The sequence below is a fragment of the Alishewanella agri BL06 genome (assembly GCF_000272005.1).
Taxonomy (GTDB): Bacteria; Pseudomonadota; Gammaproteobacteria; order Enterobacterales; family Alteromonadaceae; genus Alishewanella; species Alishewanella agri.
Genome location: NZ_AKKU01000015.1, coordinates 36,373 through 59,681, shown reverse-complemented (window position 1 = coordinate 59,681; position 23,309 = coordinate 36,373). Strand labels below are relative to the sequence as shown.

Annotated in this window: 23 protein-coding genes; 12 read left to right on the top strand and 11 right to left on the bottom strand. The window is 50.9% G+C overall.

The features are described from left to right. The first annotated feature begins 16 nt into the window (after positions 1–16). The gene (locus AGRI_RS08305; RefSeq protein WP_008984504.1) at positions 17–1,282 is read left to right on the top strand and encodes an inorganic phosphate transporter; all 1,266 of its coding nucleotides are present in this window, start codon (positions 17–19) and stop codon (positions 1,280–1,282) included. Between the two features lie 47 nt (positions 1,283–1,329). Here the strand turns inward: AGRI_RS08305 and AGRI_RS08300 are convergent, their stop codons facing one another. After that, positions 1,330–2,979: a sensor domain-containing diguanylate cyclase gene (locus tag AGRI_RS08300; protein ID WP_008984503.1), complete on the bottom strand. Its 1,650-nt coding sequence runs from the start codon at positions 2,977–2,979 to the stop codon at positions 1,330–1,332. Positions 2,980–3,154: 175 nt separating this feature from the next. Between AGRI_RS08300 and AGRI_RS08295 the strand changes: the two genes are divergently transcribed. The 7 genes from AGRI_RS08295 to AGRI_RS08265 all read left to right on the top strand — a co-directional run bounded on the left by AGRI_RS08295 (position 3,155) and on the right by AGRI_RS08265 (position 10,076). Next, the gene (locus AGRI_RS08295) at positions 3,155–4,072 is read left to right on the top strand and encodes a hydrogen peroxide-inducible genes activator (protein ID WP_008984502.1); all 918 of its coding nucleotides are present in this window, start codon (positions 3,155–3,157) and stop codon (positions 4,070–4,072) included. Between the two features lie 63 nt (positions 4,073–4,135). Continuing rightward, a complete protein-coding gene (gene queA, locus AGRI_RS08290; RefSeq protein WP_008984501.1) occupies positions 4,136–5,161 on the top strand; it encodes a tRNA preQ1(34) S-adenosylmethionine ribosyltransferase-isomerase QueA in 1,026 nt (341 codons plus the stop codon). 104 nt (positions 5,162–5,265) lie between these two features. After that, complete coding sequence (gene tgt, locus AGRI_RS08285; RefSeq protein ID WP_008984500.1) at positions 5,266–6,396, top strand: tRNA guanosine(34) transglycosylase Tgt; 1,131 nt, start codon at positions 5,266–5,268, stop codon at positions 6,394–6,396. Positions 6,397–6,424: 28 nt separating this feature from the next. Then, positions 6,425–6,760 carry a preprotein translocase subunit YajC gene (gene yajC / locus AGRI_RS08280; protein WP_008984499.1) on the top strand — a complete coding sequence of 112 codons (336 nt, stop codon included), beginning with the start codon at positions 6,425–6,427 and terminating at the stop codon, positions 6,758–6,760. Positions 6,761–6,833: 73 nt separating this feature from the next. Then, positions 6,834–8,690 (top strand): protein translocase subunit SecD, encoded by a 1,857-nt coding sequence (secD, locus tag AGRI_RS08275; protein ID WP_008984498.1) that lies wholly within the window; start codon positions 6,834–6,836, stop codon positions 8,688–8,690. 9 nt (positions 8,691–8,699) lie between these two features. Next, the gene (gene secF / locus AGRI_RS08270; RefSeq protein WP_008984497.1) at positions 8,700–9,647 is read left to right on the top strand and encodes a protein translocase subunit SecF; all 948 of its coding nucleotides are present in this window, start codon (positions 8,700–8,702) and stop codon (positions 9,645–9,647) included. A gap of 60 nt (positions 9,648–9,707) precedes the next feature. Then, the gene (locus AGRI_RS08265) at positions 9,708–10,076 is read left to right on the top strand and encodes a rhodanese-like domain-containing protein (RefSeq protein ID WP_008984496.1); all 369 of its coding nucleotides are present in this window, start codon (positions 9,708–9,710) and stop codon (positions 10,074–10,076) included. A 37-nt stretch (positions 10,077–10,113) separates the two neighbouring features. On the opposite strand, the gene AGRI_RS08260 is transcribed toward AGRI_RS08265, so the two are convergent. Both AGRI_RS08260 and suhB read right to left on the bottom strand, forming a co-directional pair. Beyond that, on the bottom strand, positions 10,114–11,364 hold the full coding sequence (locus tag AGRI_RS08260) for a mechanosensitive ion channel family protein (RefSeq protein WP_040291741.1): 1,251 nt from the start codon (positions 11,362–11,364) through the stop codon (positions 10,114–10,116). A gap of 125 nt (positions 11,365–11,489) precedes the next feature. Next, on the bottom strand, positions 11,490–12,293 hold the full coding sequence (gene suhB, locus AGRI_RS08255; RefSeq protein ID WP_008607043.1) for an inositol-1-monophosphatase: 804 nt from the start codon (positions 12,291–12,293) through the stop codon (positions 11,490–11,492). Between the two features lie 146 nt (positions 12,294–12,439). Here suhB and AGRI_RS08250 point away from each other — a divergent pair, with 146 nt between their 5' ends. The 4 genes from AGRI_RS08250 to AGRI_RS08235 all read left to right on the top strand — a co-directional run bounded on the left by AGRI_RS08250 (position 12,440) and on the right by AGRI_RS08235 (position 14,800). After that, positions 12,440–13,003, top strand: coding sequence for a GrpB family protein (locus tag AGRI_RS08250; RefSeq protein WP_008984494.1), 564 nt, complete (start codon positions 12,440–12,442; stop codon positions 13,001–13,003). Positions 13,004–13,057: 54 nt separating this feature from the next. Then, positions 13,058–13,534 (top strand): SixA phosphatase family protein, encoded by a 477-nt coding sequence (locus tag AGRI_RS08245; RefSeq protein ID WP_008984493.1) that lies wholly within the window; start codon positions 13,058–13,060, stop codon positions 13,532–13,534. 101 nt (positions 13,535–13,635) lie between these two features. Beyond that, complete coding sequence (locus AGRI_RS08240; RefSeq protein WP_008984492.1) at positions 13,636–14,463, top strand: alpha/beta fold hydrolase; 828 nt, start codon at positions 13,636–13,638, stop codon at positions 14,461–14,463. Next, the gene (locus tag AGRI_RS08235; RefSeq protein WP_008984491.1) at positions 14,450–14,800 is read left to right on the top strand and encodes a PAS domain-containing protein; all 351 of its coding nucleotides are present in this window, start codon (positions 14,450–14,452) and stop codon (positions 14,798–14,800) included. The genes AGRI_RS08240 and AGRI_RS08235 overlap by 14 nt, the downstream gene beginning before the upstream one ends. Before the next feature lie 48 nt (positions 14,801–14,848). Here the strand turns inward: AGRI_RS08235 and purH are convergent, their stop codons facing one another. From purH to aroQ, 8 genes are all read right to left on the bottom strand, one after another. Further along, positions 14,849–16,432: a bifunctional phosphoribosylaminoimidazolecarboxamide formyltransferase/IMP cyclohydrolase gene (gene purH / locus AGRI_RS08230; RefSeq protein WP_008984490.1), complete on the bottom strand. Its 1,584-nt coding sequence runs from the start codon at positions 16,430–16,432 to the stop codon at positions 14,849–14,851. Between the two features lie 435 nt (positions 16,433–16,867). Next, positions 16,868–17,158, bottom strand: coding sequence for a DNA-binding transcriptional regulator Fis (gene fis / locus AGRI_RS08225; protein WP_008607059.1), 291 nt, complete (start codon positions 17,156–17,158; stop codon positions 16,868–16,870). Between the two features lie 17 nt (positions 17,159–17,175). Beyond that, the gene (gene dusB, locus AGRI_RS08220; RefSeq protein WP_008984489.1) at positions 17,176–18,147 is read right to left on the bottom strand and encodes a tRNA dihydrouridine synthase DusB; all 972 of its coding nucleotides are present in this window, start codon (positions 18,145–18,147) and stop codon (positions 17,176–17,178) included. A 253-nt stretch (positions 18,148–18,400) separates the two neighbouring features. After that, positions 18,401–19,282 carry a 50S ribosomal protein L11 methyltransferase gene (gene prmA, locus AGRI_RS08215; protein WP_008984488.1) on the bottom strand — a complete coding sequence of 294 codons (882 nt, stop codon included), beginning with the start codon at positions 19,280–19,282 and terminating at the stop codon, positions 18,401–18,403. Positions 19,283–19,391: 109 nt separating this feature from the next. After that, entirely contained in the window at positions 19,392–20,720 is a 1,329-nt protein-coding gene (locus AGRI_RS08210; protein WP_008983000.1) for an IS4 family transposase, read from the bottom strand. A gap of 131 nt (positions 20,721–20,851) precedes the next feature. Next, positions 20,852–22,195: an acetyl-CoA carboxylase biotin carboxylase subunit gene (gene accC / locus AGRI_RS08205; RefSeq protein WP_008607065.1), complete on the bottom strand. Its 1,344-nt coding sequence runs from the start codon at positions 22,193–22,195 to the stop codon at positions 20,852–20,854. A 15-nt stretch (positions 22,196–22,210) separates the two neighbouring features. After that, positions 22,211–22,672 carry an acetyl-CoA carboxylase biotin carboxyl carrier protein gene (gene accB / locus AGRI_RS08200; protein WP_008607066.1) on the bottom strand — a complete coding sequence of 154 codons (462 nt, stop codon included), beginning with the start codon at positions 22,670–22,672 and terminating at the stop codon, positions 22,211–22,213. A gap of 18 nt (positions 22,673–22,690) precedes the next feature. Beyond that, positions 22,691–23,149 carry a type II 3-dehydroquinate dehydratase gene (gene aroQ / locus AGRI_RS08195; protein ID WP_008984487.1) on the bottom strand — a complete coding sequence of 153 codons (459 nt, stop codon included), beginning with the start codon at positions 23,147–23,149 and terminating at the stop codon, positions 22,691–22,693. Positions 23,150–23,309 lie beyond the last annotated feature (160 nt).

Genomic DNA, 23,309 nt, shown 5'->3' with positions numbered 1-23,309 from the left:
CACACAGGTATTTTTTATGGGAATTTTAGAATCTTACGGCCTGATCCTGATTATTCTGGCCGCCGTTTTTGGCTTTATTATGGCCTATGGCGTTGGTGCAAATGATGTTGCCAATGCGATGGGAACTTCGGTCGGCTCCAAAGCCTTAACCATCAAACAGGCGATTTTTATCGCAGCAATTTTTGAGTTTGCCGGCGCTTATCTGGCCGGTGGCTCTGTTACTTCGACCATTCGTTCCGGCATTATTGACCCGAGTTATTTTGCTGAAGTACCGGAATACCTGGTTTACGGCATGATTGGTGCCTTACTGGCAGCCGGTACCTGGTTGTTGGTGGCGTCATACTTTGGCTGGCCCGTTTCTACCACGCACTCGATCGTTGGTGCGATCATCGGTTTTGCCCTGGTTGCAGTGGGTTCGGAGGCGGTACAGTGGAATAAAGTATCGGGTATTGTTGGCAGTTGGGTAGTGACACCGATGCTGGCCGGTATTTTAGCCTATCTGATCTTTATGAGTGCGCAGCGGCTAATCTTTGATACTGAGAACCCCATCGCTAATGCAAAAAAGTATGTACCATTTTATATGGTGTTTGCAGGCTTTATTATGTCGTTAGTGACAATTCAGAAAGGTTTGACCCATATCGGTCTGAATATCTCAACAGCGAACGGTATCTATCTGGCGTTAGGGATTGGCTTAGTAGTCGGCCTCATTGGTAAGGTGGCGATTTCACGCTTGAAAATCGATCCGGAAGCCGATCGCGAAATGCACTTTAATAATGTCGAGAAAATCTTCGGTATTCTGATGATCACAACCGCCTGTTGTATGGCCTTTGCCCACGGTTCAAATGATGTCGCCAATGCTATCGGCCCGGTGGCAGCTGTGGTTAGTGTGGTCACTTCAGGTGGTGAAATTGCTTCCAAAGCGACCTTGGCGCCCTGGGTACTGCCATTAGGTGCTGTAGGTATTGTGATTGGTTTGGCAACACTGGGTGCCCGGGTAATTAAAACTATCGGTACTGCTATCACGCATTTAACGCCAAGCCGGGGTTTTGCTGCTGAATTATCAGCGGCTTCTACGGTGGTTATCGCATCAGGTGCTGGCTTACCTATCTCTACCACGCAAACGCTGGTGGGTGCCGTACTGGGTGTGGGTTTAGCTCGCGGCATAGCGGCACTAAATCTGGGTGTGGTGCGGAATATCTTTATCTCCTGGGTCATCACCTTACCGGTGGGTGCCGGTTTAGCGGTTATCTTCTTCTATCTGCTAAGAGCGATTTTTAGTTAAATCAGCCGAGGCCAGCGTTAGCTGGCCTTTTGCTATCAGCTCAGGCGTTAACTTAGCGCCAGACGCACCTGATTGCGGCCGGTTTGTTTGGCGCGATACAAGGCTTCATCCGCCTGCTTTAAAAACAGCTCGTGTTCCAGATTGTCTGGGGTGAACGGAGCAACCCCAATGCTGACGGTGACCTTACCGACTTGAGGAATATGCAAAGCTGCAGTACTCACCCGCAGCTTTTCGGCCAGCAAAACAGCATCGTCCAGATTGGTTTGGGTAGCAAGTACCAGAAACTCTTCGCCACCTAAACGCGCCAACAGATCACTGCTGCGTAGTTCGGCTTGCCAGGCTTGCGCCAACTGTTTTAACACCAGATCGCCGATATCATGACCAAAGTTGTCGTTAATCCGCTTAAAGTGGTCGATATCCAACAGTAAAACAGTAGCCGGGGTTTGATAGCGTTGAAATTGAGCTATCGCCAGTTGCAGCTGCTGTTCAGCCCGGCGGCGGTTTGCCACCCCGGTTAAGGGATCGGTCAGGGATAATTGCTGCAGTACCTGATTCGCGTGTTGTAATTCCAGAGTGCGCTCCGCAACTTGCTGCTCCAGCGTATTATTTGCCTCGGTCAGTTGCTGCTGTTTGTGCTGTAACGATTGCAGCATAGTATGTAGGGCGTTGGCTAATTCACGGATTTCAGTCAGTGATGACTCGGTCTGAAAGTCCTGCAATTTTGCGGACGAGATACTGCGGGCATCACGCGCCAATTTAATAATCGGCAAACTGAATTGACGGGCTAGTACTAATGACAGTAACAGCCCAAGCGCAATCAACGCCAGTGCCAACCACAATATTTGTTGGTGTAATAGTTTTACCGGTGTCAGTGCCGTATTGACGGGTTGGCGCAGTACCAATTGCCATTGCAGGGCAGGCTGGTTGGTTTGGATCTGAACCACAGAGGTCAGATAGTGTTGTTGATCTGGCCAGCGTATGCTGGTTGTTTGGCCTGTGTCTGGTAACGGAGGTACAGCTGTGTTACTGGCGCTAAAGGGATACAGCCACTGCTGCTTTGCATCCAGAATAAAGAATTCAAGCTGTTGCTCAGTCGCACCGTCTAGGATGCCACTGAGTAATTGCGCCACCCAGGCCCAATCGACATGGGTGCCAAGTACGGCTTTTACCTGACCTGTTTCATCGTATAGCGGGGCAACAAAATCAATAAAGCGTAAAGGCTCGGTGCTGTTAGGTCGTAACAATTGCTCTAGTAACAAGGCTTTATGGACGTCACCGACATAAGGTCCTTTTAGCCCGGCCTGAAACCAGGGGCGAGCTGCCACATTTTCGCCAACCAGCAGTTTTCCGGTGGCATTCAACACCTCGCCATCTGGTGCTGCGATACCAATCCAGGCGTAGTAGGGGTAGGACTGCTGAATATCTTGTAATCGGTTACTGACCAGGCTAGTGCGCAGATCGGCTGTTTTTAGCAGATGGCTACGACTGAGTAACAGTACCTCCCGTTCCCGTTCCTGCATATTAACAGTGATCTGCATGGCGGCGGAACGGGTAGTATTAAACAGGTTACGGGCAGCGGCTTCAGTGAGTGCCAGGGTCGCGAGCCGATCGAAATGGAACGCCAAAAGTAAACAGCAAAGCAGCACTAAGGCAGCGAAGTAAGCGGTAAGACGTAAATAAAAACTATTAATTTTCATTAAGTTTAAGTAAAGCACCTATCAGATAAATAAGCATATGCGATCTGTCCGGCGGCTGCGACTGTCGGGGCCTGATTTTTTCGCCGGTGTGCCTTGTAACTTGCATTCCGTACTACAGACGCGTACTTTAATCCATGTACCTTTGCTATTTAGAAGTTTTTAATCGGAAAAAAGAATGAAACGTTTACCCAGCATTAAACAATTACAGTACTTACTGGCGCTGCACGAGCATCAGCATTTTGGTCGTGCCGCCGATGCTTGCTATATCGGGCAGTCGACACTCAGCGCGGCAATTGCCAATCTGGAAGAAACCATGGACGCGCAGTTGCTGGAGCGTGATCACAAAACCTTTATTTTTACCCCTCTGGGTGAAGACGTGGTGCGCCAGGCGCGGCATATTATTGAACAGTGCGAGGAGCTGACCGATTTTGCCAAATCGCAGGGTAAACCAATGACCGGGCCATTCCGCCTCGGCTGCATCCCGACTATTGCGCCCTTTGTGCTCGGCGATGTGATGACGCTATGCCGCGAGCGTTATCCGGATTTACAGTTATTGCTCCGAGAGGACACATCGGATAATTCCTTGCATGCCTTAGGTGAAGGCCGGCTGGATATGGTATTACTGGCGCTCCCTTATGAAACCGGTGCCCTGCATACTGAAATTCTGGCGCAGGATCAGTTTAATCTGGTGTTGCACAGGGACTGGCAGGATCGCGGTTTTAATCAGGATATTAATCAGTGGCCGGATGAAAGTATCTTTTTGCTTGAGCGCGAGCATTGCCTCAGCGGGCATGCGGTAAAAGCCTGTGAGCTGGAAGATAGCCGTAAGGTCAACCCGTTTTTCGCCACCAGCCTGCATACCCTGACGCAAATGGTTAACAACAAACTGGGCGTGACCTTTATGCCGCAAATGGCGATCAACAGTGGCGTGTTGGAAGGCACCGAACTGATTAGTCAGCCGGCCGCTACGGGTAACGCCTATCGTGATATTGGTGTTGCCTGGCGCCCCACATCCAGTAAAGCTCGCAGCTATCAGCTGATGACGGCATTAATCGCTGAAGTGCTGCAAAAAAGGTGTCGTGGTAACGGCTAGCGCAGCGCGAAATCTGCTAACATAGCGCCCGCCGGATTGGCCGGTAAAGCCAGAGAGTGCATTATGTTAGTTAAAGACTTTAGTTTTGAGCTGCCCGAGCAGCTCATTGCCAGTGAACCCCAAGCCGAACGTTCGGCCAGCCGTTTGCTTTGTATGGACAAACAAAACGGCACACTTTCCCATTATATTTTCAAAGACATTCTGCAGCTGCTTAACCCGGGTGATCTGTTGGTATTTAACAATACCCGGGTCATTCCGGCGCGGCTATTCGGGCAGAAAGACTCCGGTGGTAAAGTCGAAGTATTGGTGGAGCGCTTACTCAACGAACAGCGCTTTTTAGCCCATATCCGGGCCAGCAAAGCCCCTAAAGTGGGCACTGAACTGCTATTAGAGCAGGAAGCCCGGGTGCGGATGGTGGCACGACATGACAGCCTGTTTGAGCTGGAATACCTCGCAACAGAGCCGGTGCTGAGTATGCTGGAACGGTTGGGGCATATGCCATTACCGCCCTATATTGCCCGTCCGGATACCGAAGCGGACAAGGCGCGCTATCAAACCGTGTATAACCAGAAACCCGGCGCTGTCGCTGCACCGACAGCGGGTTTACATTTTGACGAGCCGCTACTGGCTGCGTTACAGCAAAAGGGCATCGAATTCGCATACGTAACACTGCATGTGGGTGCCGGCACCTTTCAACCGGTGCGGGTAGACGAAATTAGCGCTCATAAAATGCACAGCGAGTATTTTGAAGTTGAACAACAGGTTGTCGATGCCATTACCGCCTGTAAAGCCCGCGGTAACCGAGTCGTTGCGGTAGGCACCACTTCGGTACGTTCGCTGGAATCAGCTGCGATGCAGCACGGTGGAGTACTGGCGCCTTTTAGCGGTGATACCGCTATCTTTATCTACCCCGGTTATCAGTTTAAGGTGATAGATGCCCTAATCACCAACTTCCATTTACCCGAGTCGACACTGATTATGCTGGTATCAGCGCTGAGTAGTCGCGAGCATATTATGGCGGCCTACCAAACCGCGATTGCGGAAAAATATCGTTTTTATTCCTATGGCGACGCCATGTTTATCAGTTAGAGACGGTCTTCTGATATACTGCTGCACACAGCCGTGGCAACCCGCTACGTGCTTTGCGATGACAAAAGTGCCGGACTGTTTTTCCGGCCAGATGAGGTTACAACGTGAAATTTGAACTACTGGCCACCGACGGCAAAGCCCGTCGCGGGCAATTGATTTTTCAGCGCGGTGTGGTAGATACGCCCGCTTTTATGCCGGTAGGTACTTACGGTACGGTAAAAGGCATGACGCCAGAAGAGCTGGACGCCACCGGCGCGCAAATCTGCCTGGGCAATACCTTTCATTTAATGCTGCGTCCTGGTACGGAGATTATCCGCAAGCATGGCGACCTGCACGACTTTATGCACTGGCATAAACCGATTCTGACCGATTCGGGTGGTTTTCAGGTGTTTAGCCTCGGTGAGCTGCGTAAGATTACCGAAGAGGGCGTGAAATTCCGCTCGCCGCTCAATGGCGAAAAAATTATGCTGACACCGGAGCGCTCAATGGAAGTGCAGCGTGACCTGGGTTCGGATATCGTGATGATTTTCGATGAGTGCACGCCTTATCCTGCGACTGAACCCCAGGCGCGCAAATCTATGGAGTTATCACTACGCTGGGCTAAACGTTCGAAAGACGCCCATGGCGATAACCCCTCCGCCTTGTTTGGTATTATTCAGGGCGGCATGTATCCGCACCTGCGTGATATTTCGCTGCAAGGTCTGGAAGAGATTGGCTTTGATGGCTACGCCATCGGCGGGCTGTCAGTAGGTGAACCGAAAGCCGATATGATCAATATCCTGAATCACACCACCGATAAGATGCCGGCACAGAAGCCGCGCTATCTGATGGGTGTCGGTAAGCCAGAAGATATTGTTGAGGCGGTGCGCCGCGGCGTCGATATGTTTGATTGTGTGATGCCAACCCGTAACGCCCGTAACGGCCATTTGTTTGTGTCGGACGGGGTGGTGAAGATCCGTAACGCCAAACACAAGGATGATACGGCGCCACTGGATAAAGAATGTGATTGCTACACTTGTAAAAATTATTCCCGTGCATATTTACATCATCTGGACCGTTGCAACGAGATCCTGGGGGCGCGGCTGAATACGATTCATAACCTGCATCATTATCAGAAACTGATGCAAGGATTGCGGGCAGCTATTGCCGCTGGTAAGTTGGACGACTTTGTGGCAGATTTCTATGCCAAACGTGGCCTGCCGGTACCAGCGCTGAGCGCCGCTACAAACGAATAACGCATTACAATACTTAAAGGGGATACATATGAGTTTATTTATTAACCAAGCCTACGCTGATACTGCCGCTGCACCGCAAGGTGGTGGTTGGGATCTGATTATTATGCTGCTGGCTTTTGGTCTGATTTTCTATTTTCTGATCTACCGGCCACAAGCGAAACGCGTGAAAGAGCACCGTAATCTGATGGCCGCTTTAGGCAAAGGTGACGAAGTACTGACCCAGGGCGGTCTGGTAGGTCGGATTACCAAAATTGCTGAAGATAAAGATTTTATTGTTATCGCGTTAAACGATAACACTGAAGTCACGGTGCAAAAAGGTGCGGTAAGCGCTGTGTTGCCAAAAGGCACCTTAAAGTCACTGTAATGCAGTAAGGGTAGCGCTGGCTGAACGGCGCTACCCTCTCTGGTAAGCGGTACTGATATAAAAGGAACTCTGAGTGTTAAACCAAAATCCGCTCTGGCGGTACTTCGTGGTAATAGGGGTACTGCTGCTGGCATTGGTGTATGCCATGCCCAATTTATATCCGGAAGATCCGGCACTAAATATTAACGCTACCCGCGGTGGCGCGGTATCAGAAACCACAAGGCAACAGCTGGAGCAGGCTTTCACCAGCGCCGGTATTACCCCTAAAGCGGTCACGCTGGAAGCCGGGCAGGTATTGGCCCGTTTTCAATCGGCGGAAGAGCAGTTACGGGCAAGGCAGGTTGCCACCGAGTTACTGGGTAACGTTAACTATGTTACGGCGTTAAACCTGGTACCGACCACACCGGACTGGTTGGCCTCAATTGGCGCCAGCCCAATGAAATTAGGTCTGGACTTACGCGGTGGTGTGCATTTCCTGATGGCGGTCGATATGAAAGCCGCTATGGATAAGAATATCAATGATCTGGTACAGGCTTTCCGTGCTGACTTGCGTGAAGCTCGGGTTCGTTATCGCTCAGTAGCTGCAGATTTAGAGCGTGGCGAAGTGCAGATCCTGCTGCGTTCAGCGGAAGATGTAACGGCAGCCCGCAGTGCGCTGAGTAAAATTGACCGGGAGTTTGTGTTTAGCGAGGGTGCTGCCGAGTTTAGTTTGAATGTCACACTGAGTGAGAATCGGATTAAAGAAATCCGGGAATATGCGTTAAATCAAAACATTACTATTATCCGCAATCGGGTAAACGAAATTGGCGTTGCTGAGCCACTGGTGCAACGTCAGGGCGCTGACCGGATTATCGTACAGCTGCCGGGCGTGCAGGATCCGGCGCAAGCCAAAGAAATTCTGGGTGCCACGGCAACCTTGGAATTCCGTCTGGTCGATGAGCAGGGTGACTTAGCCGCGGCCTTAAATGGTCGTTTACCGCCAGGTGCCGGTTTATATTATGACCGCAGCGGTCAGCCTTATCTGCTGGAAAACCGGGTGATGTTAACCGGTGAGCATATTACCAATGCCAGCTCAAGTTATGATGAAATGGGTCAGCCACAAGTTAATATCTCGCTGGATGCGCAAGGTGGTAATTTGCTGTCTACCGCAACGCGCGATTCAATTGGTCGTCGCATGGCCACCGTCTTTATCGAATACAAGCCGGGTGAAGAGTTACAGGCAGACGGGACCCCGGTTTTGGTCAAGCATGAAGAAGTGATTAATGCTGCTACCATTCAGGCGCGGCTTGGCCGCAGCTTCCGCATTACCGGTATTGGTAACCCGGCCGAAGCGCAGAACCTGGCGTTGTTATTGCGAGCCGGTGCGCTGATTGCCCCGACCCAAATTATCGAAGAACGTACTATCGGTCCAAGCTTAGGTCAGGAGAATATTGATCTGGGTATGACGGCGATTATGTGGGGTATGGTGGTGGTGCTGATCTTTATGGTCGTCTACTACAAGGTGTTTGGCCTGATTGCCAACTGTGCGCTGGTGGCTAATCTGGTGCTGATAGTGGGTGTGATGTCGATGATTCCGGGCGCTACCCTGACCTTACCCGGTATGGCGGGTATCGTATTAACGGTAGGTATGGCGGTTGATGCTAACGTACTGATCTTTGAGCGGATCCGCGAAGAGTTGGCTGAGGGCCGCTCGGTACAGCAGGCCATCCATCAGGGTTATGATCGCGCCTTTGCCACTATTGCCGACTCTAATATTACGACCTTACTGGTGGCACTCATCCTGTTTGGTATTGGTACCGGCCCGGTTAAAGGCTTTGCTATTACGCTGGCGATTGGTATTTTAACCTCGATTTTCACTGCGGTAGTGGGTACCCGCTTACTGGTGAATCTGTTCTGGGGCGGCCGTCGTGTACAGTCGCTGCCAATGTAAGGAGGCACAGTGAGAATTTTTAGTTTTTCTGAAGCACTAAACTTTATGCGCTTCAAATGGCCGGCGCTGATGTTGTCAGCGTTGCTGGTGCTTGGCTCGCTCGGCTTGTTAGCGGTAAAAGGCATTAACTGGGGCCTGGATTTTACCGGTGGTACCGTGTTGGAAGTCGGCTTTACGCAAGATGCGGATCTGACGCAGGTTCGCAATGTGCTGGCCGAGCGCGGTTATGCGGATGCCGTGGTGCAATATTTTGGCTCAAGCCAGGATATTTCAATCCGGATTGCGCCGCGTGACGGTGTGGAACAAAGCCGGATTTCTAATGAAATTCTGACGGCGCTGGCCCAAACAACCGCCGATGGCGTTGAAATGCGCCGTATTGAGTTTGTCGGGCCTTCCGTTGGCGGTGAACTGCGCGAGCAAGGTGGCTTAGCCATGCTGGTTGCTCTGCTGGGTATCTTACTGTACGTTGGTATGCGCTTTGAATGGCGTTTGTCGGTAGGTGCGGTACTGGCATTGGCCCACGACGTCATCATTACGCTTGGCTTGTTCTCGTTACTGCAACTGGAATTCGACCTGACGGTACTGGCGGCGATCTTGGCGTTAATCGGTTATTCGATTAACGATACTATAGTGGTGTTTGACCGTATTCGTGAAAGCTTCCGTAAGTTGCGTGATGCCACTGCCGAAGAAACCGTGAACGATGCCGTAACGTCAACGCTAAACCGGACTGTGGTGACCTCGTTAACCACCATAGTAGTATTAGTCGTGCTGTTTTATATGGGCGGTGCCTTAATTCATAACTTTGCGACGGCGCTGTTATTTGGTATTGCGATTGGTACCTATTCGTCGGTCTTTGTCGCCAGCGGTATCGCTGTGCAACTGGGGCTGAATCGCGAAGATATGCTACCGCCGCCACCGCCGGAAAAAGAAGGCGAGGGTACTGAGCCGCTAATGTAATTTGGTACGAGTTGTGCTAAAAATGCCAGTCAATGACTGGCATTTTTTATGGAGTAAAGCGTGAGTAAACAACATGCACCGGGTTTTCTGGCCTTAGTTGCGGCGGCCAAAGCGCAGATTAAGGAAATATCCATTGATGAGCTGCTGAGCCATCAGGAACCCTATGTGTTACTGGATATCCGCGAAGATCATGAATGGTTAGCCGGGCACTTGCCAGAGGCGATGCATCTGGGTAAGGGGATTATTGAACGCGATATCGAGCAAACCGTACCGGATAAGAAGCAAAAGATCGTGTTGTACTGCGGCGGTGGCTATCGCTCAGCCTTATCTGCACAAACCTTACAGCAAATGGGGTATCAGCAGGTATTAAGCTTAGCTGGCGGTTACCGCGAGTGGCAGCAGCGCAATTTGCCGCTGGTCCGGCCCTAAGCGGGCCCTGTGTGCTGCCAAGCTGCCGGCGCAGCAATTAATGCTGCTGCGCCAAGACACTCTGTAAGGCTCTTACATCCATGCCACTGGGATGCTGATACACCCGTAAGCCGAATTCAGGTAAAATTGCCAGCAAGTGGTCGAAAATATCTGACTGAATACCCTCATACTCTAACCAAGCAGTGGTACTGGTAAAGCAATAAATTTCTAACGGTAAGCCGTCAGCTGATGGTGCCAGTTGCCGGACCATGCAGGTCATATTCTGATGAATACTGGCGTGATGTTTCAGATAATTCAGGACATACGCACGAAAAGTGCCGATATTGGTAATGCGGCGGGTATTTACCGGCTCCTTGCCTTTCTCGGCTAATGTCTGGTTCCATTCGTCGATCTCGCGCTGTTTAGCTGCCAGGTAGCTCTGTAACAAACGAAAGCGGCTCAAACGGCTTATTTGCTCAGTATCCAGAAAACTGACACTTTGCTGATCCAACATCAGGCTACGTTTAATGCGACGGCCACCAGACTCCTGCATCCCGCGCCAGTTTTTAAACGGATCTGTCATAAAACGCCGGGTTGGGATGGTGGTGATGGTGCGGTCCCAGTTCTGAATCTTTACGGTATGCAGCGCGATGTCAATGACATCACCATCAGCATTTAATTGTGGCATTTCGACCCAATCGCCGACCCGAATCACATCATTGGATGAAATTTGCACACTGGCAACCAGCGATAGCAAAGTATCCTGAAAAATCAACATCAGCACGGCCGCCATTGCACCCAAGCCCGACAGCAAAATCAGCGGTGAACGATCAAAGAGGGCGGCAATCATCAGGATCAGGGCGACGGCATAGATCACAATCTTTAACAGCTGGATATAGCCTTTAATCGGTTTGTTGTTAGCGTCTGGCCGACGCGAATACAAAGTATTAATCAGCGTAAGCAGATTACTGATAGCAATAGCGATGGTCAGCACGACAAAGGCATTGCTAACATTAATGGTAACTGTCGTCAGCAGTTCCGGCAGCTGCGGTACCCGGCTAATCAGGGTGGAGATCACCAGCGCCGGCACCACATTTGCCAGGCGGTTTACAAAACGAAAATCCAGTCCGCGCTGCTCACATTGCTGCTTTTGTAAACCTAATAAGCGGAATACCGCCCGTAATAAAATATGTTTAACAATAAAGTTCGCCAGCCATGCCAAGCTGAGTAAAATAGCCAGGCCTGCCCACATTGCCAGCTGACCATGCTCCGCCGACCAGGTGTCAACTAGTGCCCATTGTTCTTGCATAGTTTCCTCATAACCATCTGCAGCCGGCTTATCTGCCAGCAAACCAGAGCCTAGTCTGCCGCTTGCATGGAAAAGTTGCAAAAAAAAAAATCCGGCAAGCGCCGGATTTTCAGGATTAGCTTAGCTTACTTAGCCAGAGTTTCTGATAAGTGTGGACGCATATCTTTAACCATCGCCTGCAGCACTTTCGGGCTGGCAGCAACGATATTACCACTCTTCATATGGTTATTGCCGCCGGCAAAGTCACAGACCATACCACCGGCTTCACGCACAATCAGTTCACCGGCAGCGATATCCCATGGCTTTAAGCCGATTTCCCAGAAGCCATCAAAGCGACCCGCTGCAACATAGGCTAAATCCAGTGCGGCCGAGCCGGTACGGCGCATATCAGCGCAATCGGCAAAGAAGCTGTTAAAGATTTTGCTGTAGCTGTCTAAATGGTGTTTGGCTTTAAACGGAAAACCGGTGGCCAGGATAGTGCCTTCCAAATCCGGTAAATTATTAACCCGGATGCGGGTACCATTTAACTGCGCGCCACGGCCACGTGAGGCAGTAAACAGCTCACCACGCAGCGGATCGAAGATCACTGCCTGGTCTAATTTACCCTGGTGTTTTAAGGCGATGGAGACCGCGAAGTGCGGAATGCCTTTAATAAAGTTGGTGGTGCCATCCAGCGGATCAATAATCCATTGGAATTCGCTGTCATTATTACCGTAATCGCCATGCTCTTCGCCAACAATACCGTGGGTTGGGAAGGATTTCTTTAATACAGCCACGATAGCCTGTTCAGCTTCACGATCAACGTTGGTGACGAAGTCGTTAGTGCCTTTCTGTAGTTTCTGAACCATGTCCAGCTGGCCACAGGCCCGGGCGATAACATTACCTGCGCTGCGCGCAGCACGGATTGCGATGTTTAACATCGGATGCATAGCGATTACCTTATTTGTAAAGAGCTGTATAAAGAACAATCAAAAGAGCGGCGCGTATTGTAGCCGCTGGGCGGAAAAAGTAAAGCTTTGTGCAGTGAATTCGTGTTTGCTATGCTCGCTGGTAGCCGTCGGTCGCGGAAAAAGTCATGACAGAGTCTAAATACCCCCAACAAGCGCTGGCCGAGCCGGTTTGGCTTAGCGACTGGCAAGCTAGCTGGCCGGCACAAGCTGCCGCTGAAGCAGCGTTACTCAGAGCGCGCTGGCCACAATTTTTCTGCGGTCGCATCGAGCATTTTGGCAGCACTGCCATTCCGGGGATGCCTGCCAAACCCATTATTGATTTATTAGTGGAAGTTGCAGATTTAGAACAGATCCGGGACCAGGCTGCGCCATTGATGGCAGCTGAGGGATATCAACTATTTTGGTGGCCAAAGGTTAAAGGCGAGCAGGAGATAGACTATCTGTGGTTTATTAAACGCAACGCCGAGGGGCGGCGTAGCCATCATTTGCATATGCTGACGCCAGATTCGGAGCATTGGCAGAAGCTGATATTTTGTCATTATTTGCAGCAGCATCCGCTTGTGGCTGCTGAGTACGCCAGGATTAAACGTCAGGCTGCAGCAGATTTTGCTGACGATCGCCAGGCGTACAATCTGGCGAAAGCGCATTTTATCCGGCAATTAATGGCTCGTATCGCTGCGTCGTCATAAAAAAGTCATTTTAAACGCGTTTAATGCATGACAACTTTAACTTAGGGTTTTGTTATGACCAGCCTATTTTTCTTGCGCCACGCCACTGCCGAAGTAATTCGCCCCGGTCAGTTGGATATTGACCGCTGTTTAATTGAAAAAGGCCGGTTGCAGGCACGCAAGGTGGCTAACTTTATGTTGAAGTACAATCTGACACCGCAGTTGGTGCTAAGCAGCCCTTACCCCAGAGCTAGCCAAACAGCAGCTATCGTCAGTAAGGTGGCAAGGTTACCGCCGGCTGAGGAACGGGATTGGCTGGCACTAGAAACGCCAACCAGTCAGGCGTTAACCGCACTGCAGCAGGCCAGCTTGGCCTGGCCGCAGCAGGTGTTGCTGGTTGGGCATGAACCGGACTTCTCGGCGTTAATCAGCGCTTTGCTCGGTGCTGAGCAGCCACTGCTAAAGGTACGTAAGGCCTCGTTAACCTGTCTTGATCTGCAGCAGGACAACGCCTGCTTGCAGTGGTCCATCCCGGTGCGACTGATGGATTAGCTGGTCGCGAATAATTTGCGTTCAGTGTTTGAAAAACAGCGCTGTAGCGCCGCTATGACTGTGTTACACTCGAACGATAATCTGCAGTGGACCAGACGTAGATGAGTGTAGATCAGGCCGTAACACCCATGATGCAAAAGCTCAATGCCCGCGTGCTCGGCAGTGGCAGCCAGACATTGGTAATGGCGCACGGTTTTGGTTGTGATCAGCGGATCTGGCAAAAACTTCTGCCGCAGCTGCAGTCTTTACCATTAAAGCTGGTGTTATTCGATTATGCCGGCTGTGGTGGCAGTCAGGTTGATGAAGACGCAATTGCGGATTACCCTGATTTACAGGCCTATGCCGATGACCTACTGGCTTTGCTGGCGGAACTGCAACTCAGTTCAGTGTTGTTACTGGCGCACTCTATTAGTAGTGCGATCGGTATGCTAGCGGCAATCCGCCAGCCGCAGCGCTTTAAGAAAGTTCTGGCGATTACCCCTTCAGCCCGTTATCAGAATGCACCGGATTATTACGGCGGTTTTGACACGGCTGATATTGAGCAGTTATTACAGCTAATGGCACAAAACCAGTTTGGCTGGGCAGGCATCTTAGCGCCCAAGGTGTTGGATGAGCCCGAGAATTCAGTGGTAAGCCAGCAGTTGACGCAGAGTTTTTTAAGTAACAACCCGGCGTTTAGCCGCCATTTTGCCCGCTTAGTATTTTATGTCGACATCCGTGCAGCTTTACCACAAGTGCCGATACCAGTAACGATTTTTTATACTAAGGCCGATATGATAGTGCCGCAGCAAGCCATTGATTACCTGGTCGCCAAGCTACCACAAGCCAGAGCGGTATTGCTAAATGTCCGCGGCCATTATCCGCAGCTTTGTCAGCCGCAACTGTTAGCAGAGCAGATTAAACGGGAGCTCGGTTATGGTGTTGTTTGAACTGGATCAGCTACCTTGCGGTATCCTGACATTATCCGCGCGGCAGAAAATTCTGGCTATTAATCTGCCACTGCGCAGTTGGCTTGGTTACTCTGAACAGTTTTTATTGCAGCAGGATATTTATCAGCTATTGCCGCCGGCCAGTCGGGTGCTGTTTTTGGCCCATGTGTTACCGGCGATTCAACACTACGGTAAGCTGAGCGGCTGCTATCTGACGCTGCGTAAGCAAAATGGCCATCAAATCGAAATGCTGGCCAGCGGTAAGGCCATTGCCCCGGAGCATGGTGCGGCAGAGCCCACCTACCAGCTGGCATTGTTGCCGGTGCCAAAAAGCTAAACAGGCTGCCAAAATGGCAACCTGTTTTATTTCAGGTTTGACAATGTATTAATGGCGGAAATGCCGCACACCGGTAAATACCATCGCCATGCCGTGCTCGTCGGCGGCGGCAATCACTTCGGCATCGCGCATTGAGCCACCTGGCTGAATCACTGCCGTAATACCGGCAGCTGCAGCGGCATCAATACCGTCGCGGAACGGGAAGAAGGCATCTGAGGCCATCACTGACCCTTTTACTTCCAGTTTCTCGTCTGCGGCTTTAATACCGGCAATTTTTGCGCTATAAACGCGGCTCATCTGGCCGGCGCCGACACCAATGGTCATGCTGTCTTTCACATAAACAATGGCATTGGATTTGACAAACTTCGCGACCTTCCAGCAGAACAGCAGATCTTTTAGCTCTTGCGCTGTCGGTTGCCGTTTGGTCACCACTTTCAAATCCGACTCGCTGATGCGGTGCTGATCGCGATCTTGCAGTAAGATACCGCCATTAACCTGTTTAATATCCAGCGCCGGTGCCGCAGCGGCAAAGTCGCCACACACCAATAAGCGCACATTCGGCTTGCTCGCCACTACGGCAACGGCTTCCGCACTGGCGCTAGGGGCAATAATCACTTCGACAAACTGCCGGCTAACAATTTCTTTAGCGGTAGTGACATCCAGCTCACGGTTAAAAGCAATAATGCCACCGAAAGCCGAGGTCGGATCCGTGCTGTAAGCGCGGTTATAGGCTTCCAAAATGCTCTCGCCAATCGCGACACCACAAGGGTTAGCGTGTTTAACAATCACACAGGCCGGTTCGGCAAACTCTTTAACACACTCCAGCGCCGCATCGGTATCCGCGATATTATTGTAAGACAGCGCCTTACCCTGCAGCTGCGTCGCGGTCGAGACGCAAGCCTCAGTGGCGTTGGCATCAACATAGAACGCGGCTTGCTGGTGGCCGTTTTCGCCGTAACGTAAGTCCTGTTTCTTCACAAACTGGCTGTTAAAGGTGCGCGGGAAACGGCTGGCGGCTTCTTCGCTGCCATAAGCCGGTAACATGGCACCAAAGTAATTGGCAATCATGCCATCGTACTGTGCCGTATGTTCAAAGGCGCTGATCGCCAGGCTAAAGCGGGTTTCTAAGGTGGTGGCGCCATTATTGGCGTTAAGCTCAGCCAGTACTTTCGGATAATCACTGGCCTTGACGATAATGGTAACGTCCTGATGGTTTTTCGCGGCGGCACGCACCATAGTCGGGCCACCGATATCGATATTTTCTACCGCATCAGCCAAGGTGCAACCCGGTTTAGCGACCGTATTGGCAAAGGGATACAGGTTCACCACTACCAGATCAATAGGGCCAATATTATTGGCTACCATTACCGCTTCGTCGGTGCCGCGGCGCGCCAGAATACCGCCGTGAATTTTCGGGTGCAGGGTCTTTACCCGGCCATCCATAATTTCCGGATGACCGGTGTAGTCTGATACTTCAATCACGGCGATACCTTGCTCGGCCAACAGTTTGGCGGTACCACCGGTAGACAGGATCTCAACCTGCATTGCGGCCAGGGCTTTGGCAAATTCTACAATACCGGTTTTATCAGATACGCTTAATAAAGCGCGGCGCACAGGGCGAAGTGTATTCATCAGCGGGTTCTCTTTGTCACGGTTGTCGTCACGGTTGTCACAGAAACGAATGCTTGCTATTGCTTGCTTCAGGCTGGCTGCAGCTGCCAGCCTGCTATTTTTTTCACTAGGGCGTGTTGACATTTGCTTCTTGTTTTTGCAGCCGTTTGGCTGGTGTTTATACAAGGCAGAGCTTGTGATGTGTAGTTATTCTACATGAACAAGCGATAACGCAGTAGAAACGCCAGCCAAACGCTGCCCGAAGGGTTCGCGCTGGCGGCGCTTTGCTCTTTGTCACTCGTCACTTATTTAGAATAACTAAACCGCACTCCTCGTTTCGCGATCAAAGCGCCGCCAGTGCGAACAAAATCTAAGCAGCAAACGTCAACACGCCCTAAGTTTAGCCAATAAAAAAGCACCCGAAGGTGCTTTTAGCGGGGCCGACCCCGCGTGGCATTATGACATGCCGTATTGTTTTAACTTTTTGCGCAGCGTGCCGCGGTTGATACCCATCAGGTTAGCGGCACGGGTTTGGTTGCCGCGGGTATATTTCATTACTTCTTCCAGTAATGGCCGCTCTAATTCAGATAATACCAGCTCGTACAGATCGTTAACGTCCTGGCCGTTTAACTGTTGCAGGTAGTTGGCAACAGCTTTTTGGACGGCACTGGATAAGGCCTGTGGCTTTTCCTGAGACTGAACGTGGGCGTTAGTGATAAATGGCGAAGTAACGTTCGAATTAAACATTGCTTTTCTCTTTTACGTTAGGTTGCTGCTAGTTTATGAAAATAGCTATTTAAGGCATCCAGCTGCACGTTGGCATGCTCAATACCGTTGAATTCACTACGAAATAACCCGTCTGGATCATGCTCTGCCAGGTACCAGCCCACATGTTTGCGGGCGATACGGGCACCGGCATAGTCACCATATAACTGGTGCAAGCCCTGCACATGTTCCAGCATGATTTGCTGCACTTCGCTAACCGAAGGCGCAGCCAGTTTCTCCCCTGTTGCCAGATAGTGCACCACTTCCCGGAAAATCCATGGCCGACCCTGGGCCGCGCGACCAATCATAATGGCGTCGGCGCCGGTGTAGTCGAGCACGAATTGCGCTTTTTCCGGTGAGGTTATATCACCATTGGCGATGACCGGTATCTTCACTTGCTGCTTAATCGCAGCAATGGTGTCGTACTCGGCTTCTCCTTTATACATACAGGCTTTGGTGCGGCCATGCACCGCCAGTGCCTGAATGCCGTTATCCTCGGCAATGCGGGCGATTTGCACGCCATTGCGATGTTCCGGGTCCCAGCCAGTGCGGATCTTCAGTGTTACCGGTACCTTAACGGCCTGTACCACTGCCCGCACGATTTGCTCTACCAGCTCCGGGTATTGCAACAGGGCTGAGCCTGCCAGCTTTTTATTCACCTTTTTCGCCGGGCAACCCATATTAATGTCGATAATATCGGCGCCGATGTCGACGTTATACTGCGCGGCGGCAGCCATTTGTTCCGGATCGCTGCCGGCAATTTGCACTGAGCGAATGCCAGACTCCTGGCGATGGCCCATCCGATTTTGTGACTTTTCGCTTTGCCAGACCTGCGGATTGCTCGACAGCATCTCTGACACAGCTAAAGCCGCACCAAACCGGCGGCAGAGTTCACGAAAAGTGTGATCGGTTACCCCAGCCATCGGAGCGCAGATCACCTGATTCGCTAACTGATATGGACCTATGCGCACCACTGATTCCAAGGCTCTGTCCTCAAGGGGCGCTAAGTTTACGGATTTTTACCACTAAAGCAAAGGCTGTTTTTTAAACAATTTTTGCTTTTTTTTGCCCTTTCAGGGATTGACATTCCCTAAAAGGCTGAAAATAAGTGTTTTCCGAAAAGCAGGCCCGCGAATTTACTGCATGTCATTAAAAGATAATTTAACTGTTGCTGTTTTTTGCAACAGTAGCCAGCAAAACATAATCGGCTGAATTGGGCCTGAATCAGGCGATTTTTCGTGCGCTTAAGCGCACCCATTCTTCCTGTACTGCGATAGGGTCAAACTCAAATTCGCTGGCATAGGCCGCCATGACGCTTTGTGCCTGACTCTCCAGAATACCGGATAACGCCAGTAAACCGCCCGGCTTAACATAGGCGCTGATAATGGCAGAGAGTTCCGCCAACGGGCCGGCCAGGATATTGGCCACCACCACATCGGCCTGTAAGCTCGGTTGATCTTTGGGTAAATACAATTCAATTTTCCCGGCTACGCCATTACGCTCGGCGTTGGCTTTGGAAGCCATAATCGCCTGCGGGTCAATATCGATACCGACCACCCGACTGGCGCCAAGTTTCAGCGCGGCAATGCCGAGAATGCCGGAGCCGCAGCCAAAATCGACCACGGTTTGTGCCGGTTCGATATACTGATCCAGCCATTGCATACAGAGTGCGGTGGTAGGGTGGGTACCGGTACCAAAGGCCAGGCCCGGATCCAGCAGCACGTTAACGGCAGTGGGGTCAGGAATATCGCGCCAACTGGGGCAAACCCAAAGACGCTGGCCAAATTTAATCGGGTGGAAGTTATCCATCCACTCGCGTTCCCAGTCTTTATCTTCCAGCTGTTCCAGCTTATAGCTGAGGCCTTCTTTAAACAGCGCCGTGCTTTCTAGCTGCCTCAGCACTTTTTGCATCGGGTGTTCAGCATCAAATAAGCCCATTACCACGGTATTTTCCCAGTACAGGATTTCCCCCGGCAGCGGCTCATAAATTGGCGTATCTTTGGCATCAAGAAAGGTTACCGCCTGGGCGCCCCAGCTCATCAGCATATCGCTGACCTGCTCGGCTTTTTTCTCAGTGGTGGTGACCCGCAGTTGGATCCAGGGCATGATAAAACCTCAGCTCGCCAATAAAGGGGCGATATTGTATACCCAAACGCCGGATTTTGCTCGTCACGAAACCAGGAAAATAAAAAAAGGAGCCATGCAGTAATGCCGGTCAGTTAAGCTGACCGGCATTTTTCTTTCTAACAGGGTATTTCTGCTTACTCGACTTTATACACCGTGGGTAACATCGCTCTCGTCGTCCAGGTAGTAAGAAGTAAGACGCCATTTCGGTAATATTCATCACTACCCGTGGGACTCTTCCTGGCGCAACATAGGGTAATGTCGCTAACTGGAATACGATGTAACTTGCTGATTCTTTGAAGCTCAGCTGACTTGGCGTGATATCTTTTCCTAACGAGGCAGCCATAAGTACCATCTGATACCGGATCAAGTTATAGGCCAGCAATACTCCCCACAGCTCTTGTTTCACCATATCTGGTTTTCTTGAGCGCAGTGTGTAGGTATTCTGCAACATTGACTGCTTTATTTCCCTGAAGCCCAGTTCGATTTCCCAGCGGGTCGAGTATAAATCAACAATGTCAGCGGCAGGAAAACGCATCGGGTCTACCAAAGAGCAGAGTATTTTGACTTCTTTGTCTTTAATGGTTTTAGTCAGCAATCTCGCTTCAATCGTATGCGGTAAGTCTGCGAATTTCTTGCGTGATTGGGGCGTCGTTGTCAGTCGTACCAGTTGATCCTGTTTGCCCAATGACCGAATGACTTCATACTGTGTATGCTTCTTCAATGGCAGTAACCAATGGCGTTGTTCACCTGTGCTTTGCCACTTATAAAGCAAACCCAGTGAGTAAAACCCCTTATCGAATATTGTCAGAGAGTTATCACTGGTATGAGGGATTAGGTCCTCAGCTAAAATCATCTCATTAGTATCAACACTGTCAAACCGGCTGGCGGTGAGCAAATGGCTCGTTAACTCCATCTGACATACCATTCGAATTTGTGGGTAGCAGGCTTCTCCCGTGTGCGACTTCGTTCTGGCGAATGCGGCACTATTCTCGGGTGTATCTTCGGTGCGAAACACGACACCATCCACACCTAATAGCGTTAATCCGCACCAATTGGGATGGTCAGCTTGCTGATTCCAATGTCCAGCGGTGAGATTAAATATATGCTCTATCGCTTCGTAGCCTAAACGCTGCCTGGCCTGTACGACGGCACTTGGCGCAACATAAGGTACTTTGCCTGGCAACAAGATATCCATCTGAGATACAAGCTGTTTTATAGACATATTACGAAACAGGGCCATACCCAGTACTGCCCATACCATTTGCTCCATGGGAAGACGGCGAGTTCTGATCGTGGATACACCGGCAATGCTAAGCCCTGTTTCAATAAGTCCAGGGTCTAAAACATCTGACAAACTATCAAAGTCAACGGTATGACTATTTACTAAAACGGTTTCCAGCGCTTGGCTAATATGCATAAAAAAAGCCTACAGAGTTCATTCTGTAGGCCTTTATATACCAACTACTGGATCGGTCAACCGATCTGAAAAGCTATTAACTGATCGGCATTAAGCCATGCAGGCTCCTTTTCACGTGCGAATACCGCGGCTTACTTAATACCCAGTTTCTTTTCCAGATAGTGGATATTGGTGCCGCCTTGGCAGAAACCGGCATCGCGCATAATGTCTTTATGCAGCGGGATATTGGTTTTAATGCCCTCAACCAGTAACTCGTCCAGTGCGTTACGCATCCGGGCGATGGCGATATCACGGCTCTCACCGTAGGTAATCAGCTTGCCAACCATGGAGTCGTAGTTTGGCGGTACGCTGTAATCGGCATAGATATGCGAATCCCAACGGATGCCGTTACCACCTGGTGGATGGAAGCGGGTGATTTTACCTGGTGACGGAATAAAGCTCACCGGATCTTCGGCGTTAATCCGGCATTCCACCGCATGGCCACGGATCACGATATCTTCCTGCTTAATGGTCAGAGGCATGCCAGAGGCAATGCGTAGCTGCTCTTTAATCAGGTCGACGCCGGTGATCATCTCAGTAACCGGGTGTTCTACCTGAATGCGGGTATTCATCTCGATAAAGAAGAATTCGCCGTTTTCAAACAGGAACTCGAAAGTACCGGCGCCGCGGTAGTTCATCACCTTACAGGCATCGACACAACGACCACCGATAAAGGCACGCAGCTCTGGTGTAATGCCTGGTGCCGGTGCTTCTTCCACCACTTTTTGATGGCGGCGCTGCATTGAACAGTCACGTTCACCTAAGTGAATCGCATTGCCCTGACCATCCGCCAGCACCTGAATTTCGATATGACGTGGGTTTTCCAGGAATTTCTCCATATACACCATGTCATTACCAAAGGCGGCCTTGGCTTCGGCCTTGGTCATTTCAATTGAGCTAACCAGTTCTTCTTCGCTACGCACCACGCGCATACCGCGGCCACCACCGCCACCGGCAGCCTTAACGATAATAGGGTAACCAATGCGTTTCGCGATCGCTTTATTGGTTGCTGCATCATCGCCGACTGCGCCGTCTGAGCCCGGTACACAGGGTACGCCGGCTTTTTTCATCGCTTCAATGGCAGAAACCTTATCACCCATCAGCCGGATCGAATCCGGGTGCGGGCCGATAAAGACCAGGCCGCTTTCTTCAACCTGCTGCGCAAAGTCAGCGCGCTCGGCTAAAAAACCGTAACCCGGGTGGATGGCCTGGGCATTAGTCACTTCGGCCGCCGCAATCAGCGCGGGGATATTTAAATAGCTTTGTGGTGACGGTGCCGGGCCGATACAGATAGTTTCATCGGCCAGCAGCACGTGCTTTAAATTACGGTCAACCGTGGAGTGCACGGCTACCGTCTTGATCCCGAGCTCTTTGCAGGCGCGCAGAATGCGCAGCGCAATTTCGCCTCGGTTTGCGATCAGGACTTTTTCCAGCATCAGAGCGTCCTTATCTTATTCGATAATAAATAGCGGTTGATCGAATTCTACCGGCTCGCCGTTTTCAACCAGAATTTCTTTTACCACCCCGGCCTTGTCAGACTGGATTTGGTTCATCATCTTCATCGCTTCGACGATACAGAGCGTATCACCGACTTTCACGCTCTGGCCGACTTCAACAAAGTTTTTCGAGGTTGGCGAAGCGGCGCGATAGAAAGAGCCGACCATTGGTGATTTAACCACGTGACCAGACACCGCAGGTTGGGCAGCGGCTGGAGCTGCGGCCACAGGTGCGGCGGCAGGAGCGGCAACAGGTGCCGGAGCCGGGGCAGCATAATGCATCGGCGCTGGGGCATAGTGCTGCGCCGGGCCATTACGGCTGATACGTACCGACTCTTCACCCTCGGTAATTTCCAGCTCAGAAATGCCTGATTCTTCCAGCAGTTCGATCAATTTTTTAATTTTTCTAATGTCCATCTTTTTCGCCTGATTGAGTTAATTTTGGTTGTGTGGTCGTAACAGTGATACCGCCGCATCCAGAGCATAGTGGTAGCCTCTGGCGCCCAGGCCACAAATGACCCCTTTGGCGATATCAGATAAATAAGAGTGTTGGCGGAAAGCTTCCCGGGCATGCACATTGGATAAATGTACTTCGATAAAGGGAATCGCCACTGATAACAGTGCATCACGCAGCGCAATGCTGGTATGGGTAAAGGCACCGGGATTGATAATAATAAAATCCTGCTGCTGATAACTTTGCTGAATGGCGTCAATCAATTGATGCTCGGCATTGGATTGTAGTGCCGTCAGCGTCACGTTAAGCTCTGCTGCTTGTTGTTGCAAGTCGGCGACAATTTGCGCCAGCGTTGCGGCACCATAGGTCGCAGGCTCCCGAATACCCAGCATATTCAGATTAGGGCCATTCAATAACAGAATGCGTAAATTCGCGGTCATTAATTAAGTTATCCTGTCTTTTCCCGGAAGATGTCAGCAAGTGTTGCCGTAGCTGTTAGATGCACACTTTACGGCCAATTCGGGCACCTTGTCGATGCCTGTCTGACAGATCCGCGCCTTATTATAGTGAAATCGCCGCAAATGGCAGCAAAATACTGGT

What these genes read in the sequence shown, in the direction of transcription:
- suhB (WP_008607043.1), bottom strand. Translation starts at nt 12,293, where the DNA reads ATGCATCCGATGTTAAACATCGCAATCCGTGCTGCGCGCAGCGCAGGT.
- AGRI_RS08235 (WP_008984491.1), top strand. Translation starts at nt 14,450, where the DNA reads ATGGTGTTGTTTGAACTGGATCAGCTACCTTGCGGTATCCTGACATTA.
- AGRI_RS08245 (WP_008984493.1), top strand. Translation starts at nt 13,058, where the DNA reads ATGACCAGCCTATTTTTCTTGCGCCACGCCACTGCCGAAGTAATTCGC.
- prmA (WP_008984488.1), bottom strand. Translation starts at nt 19,282, where the DNA reads ATGCCCTGGATCCAACTGCGGGTCACCACCACTGAGAAAAAAGCCGAG.
- accB (WP_008607066.1), bottom strand. Translation starts at nt 22,672, where the DNA reads ATGGACATTAGAAAAATTAAAAAATTGATCGAACTGCTGGAAGAATCA.
- fis (WP_008607059.1), bottom strand. Translation starts at nt 17,158, where the DNA reads ATGTTTAATTCGAACGTTACTTCGCCATTTATCACTAACGCCCACGTT.
- AGRI_RS08210 (WP_008983000.1), bottom strand. Translation starts at nt 20,720, where the DNA reads ATGCATATTAGCCAAGCGCTGGAAACCGTTTTAGTAAATAGTCATACC.
- AGRI_RS08250 (WP_008984494.1), top strand. Translation starts at nt 12,440, where the DNA reads ATGACAGAGTCTAAATACCCCCAACAAGCGCTGGCCGAGCCGGTTTGG.
- purH (WP_008984490.1), bottom strand. Translation starts at nt 16,432, where the DNA reads ATGAATACACTTCGCCCTGTGCGCCGCGCTTTATTAAGCGTATCTGAT.
- AGRI_RS08295 (WP_008984502.1), top strand. Translation starts at nt 3,155, where the DNA reads ATGAAACGTTTACCCAGCATTAAACAATTACAGTACTTACTGGCGCTG.
- AGRI_RS08300 (WP_008984503.1), bottom strand. Translation starts at nt 2,979, where the DNA reads ATGAAAATTAATAGTTTTTATTTACGTCTTACCGCTTACTTCGCTGCC.
- AGRI_RS08305 (WP_008984504.1), top strand. Translation starts at nt 17, where the DNA reads ATGGGAATTTTAGAATCTTACGGCCTGATCCTGATTATTCTGGCCGCC.
- accC (WP_008607065.1), bottom strand. Translation starts at nt 22,195, where the DNA reads ATGCTGGAAAAAGTCCTGATCGCAAACCGAGGCGAAATTGCGCTGCGC.
- AGRI_RS08260 (WP_040291741.1), bottom strand. Translation starts at nt 11,364, where the DNA reads ATGCAAGAACAATGGGCACTAGTTGACACCTGGTCGGCGGAGCATGGT.
- AGRI_RS08240 (WP_008984492.1), top strand. Translation starts at nt 13,636, where the DNA reads ATGAGTGTAGATCAGGCCGTAACACCCATGATGCAAAAGCTCAATGCC.
- yajC (WP_008984499.1), top strand. Translation starts at nt 6,425, where the DNA reads ATGAGTTTATTTATTAACCAAGCCTACGCTGATACTGCCGCTGCACCG.
- aroQ (WP_008984487.1), bottom strand. Translation starts at nt 23,149, where the DNA reads ATGACCGCGAATTTACGCATTCTGTTATTGAATGGCCCTAATCTGAAT.
- queA (WP_008984501.1), top strand. Translation starts at nt 4,136, where the DNA reads ATGTTAGTTAAAGACTTTAGTTTTGAGCTGCCCGAGCAGCTCATTGCC.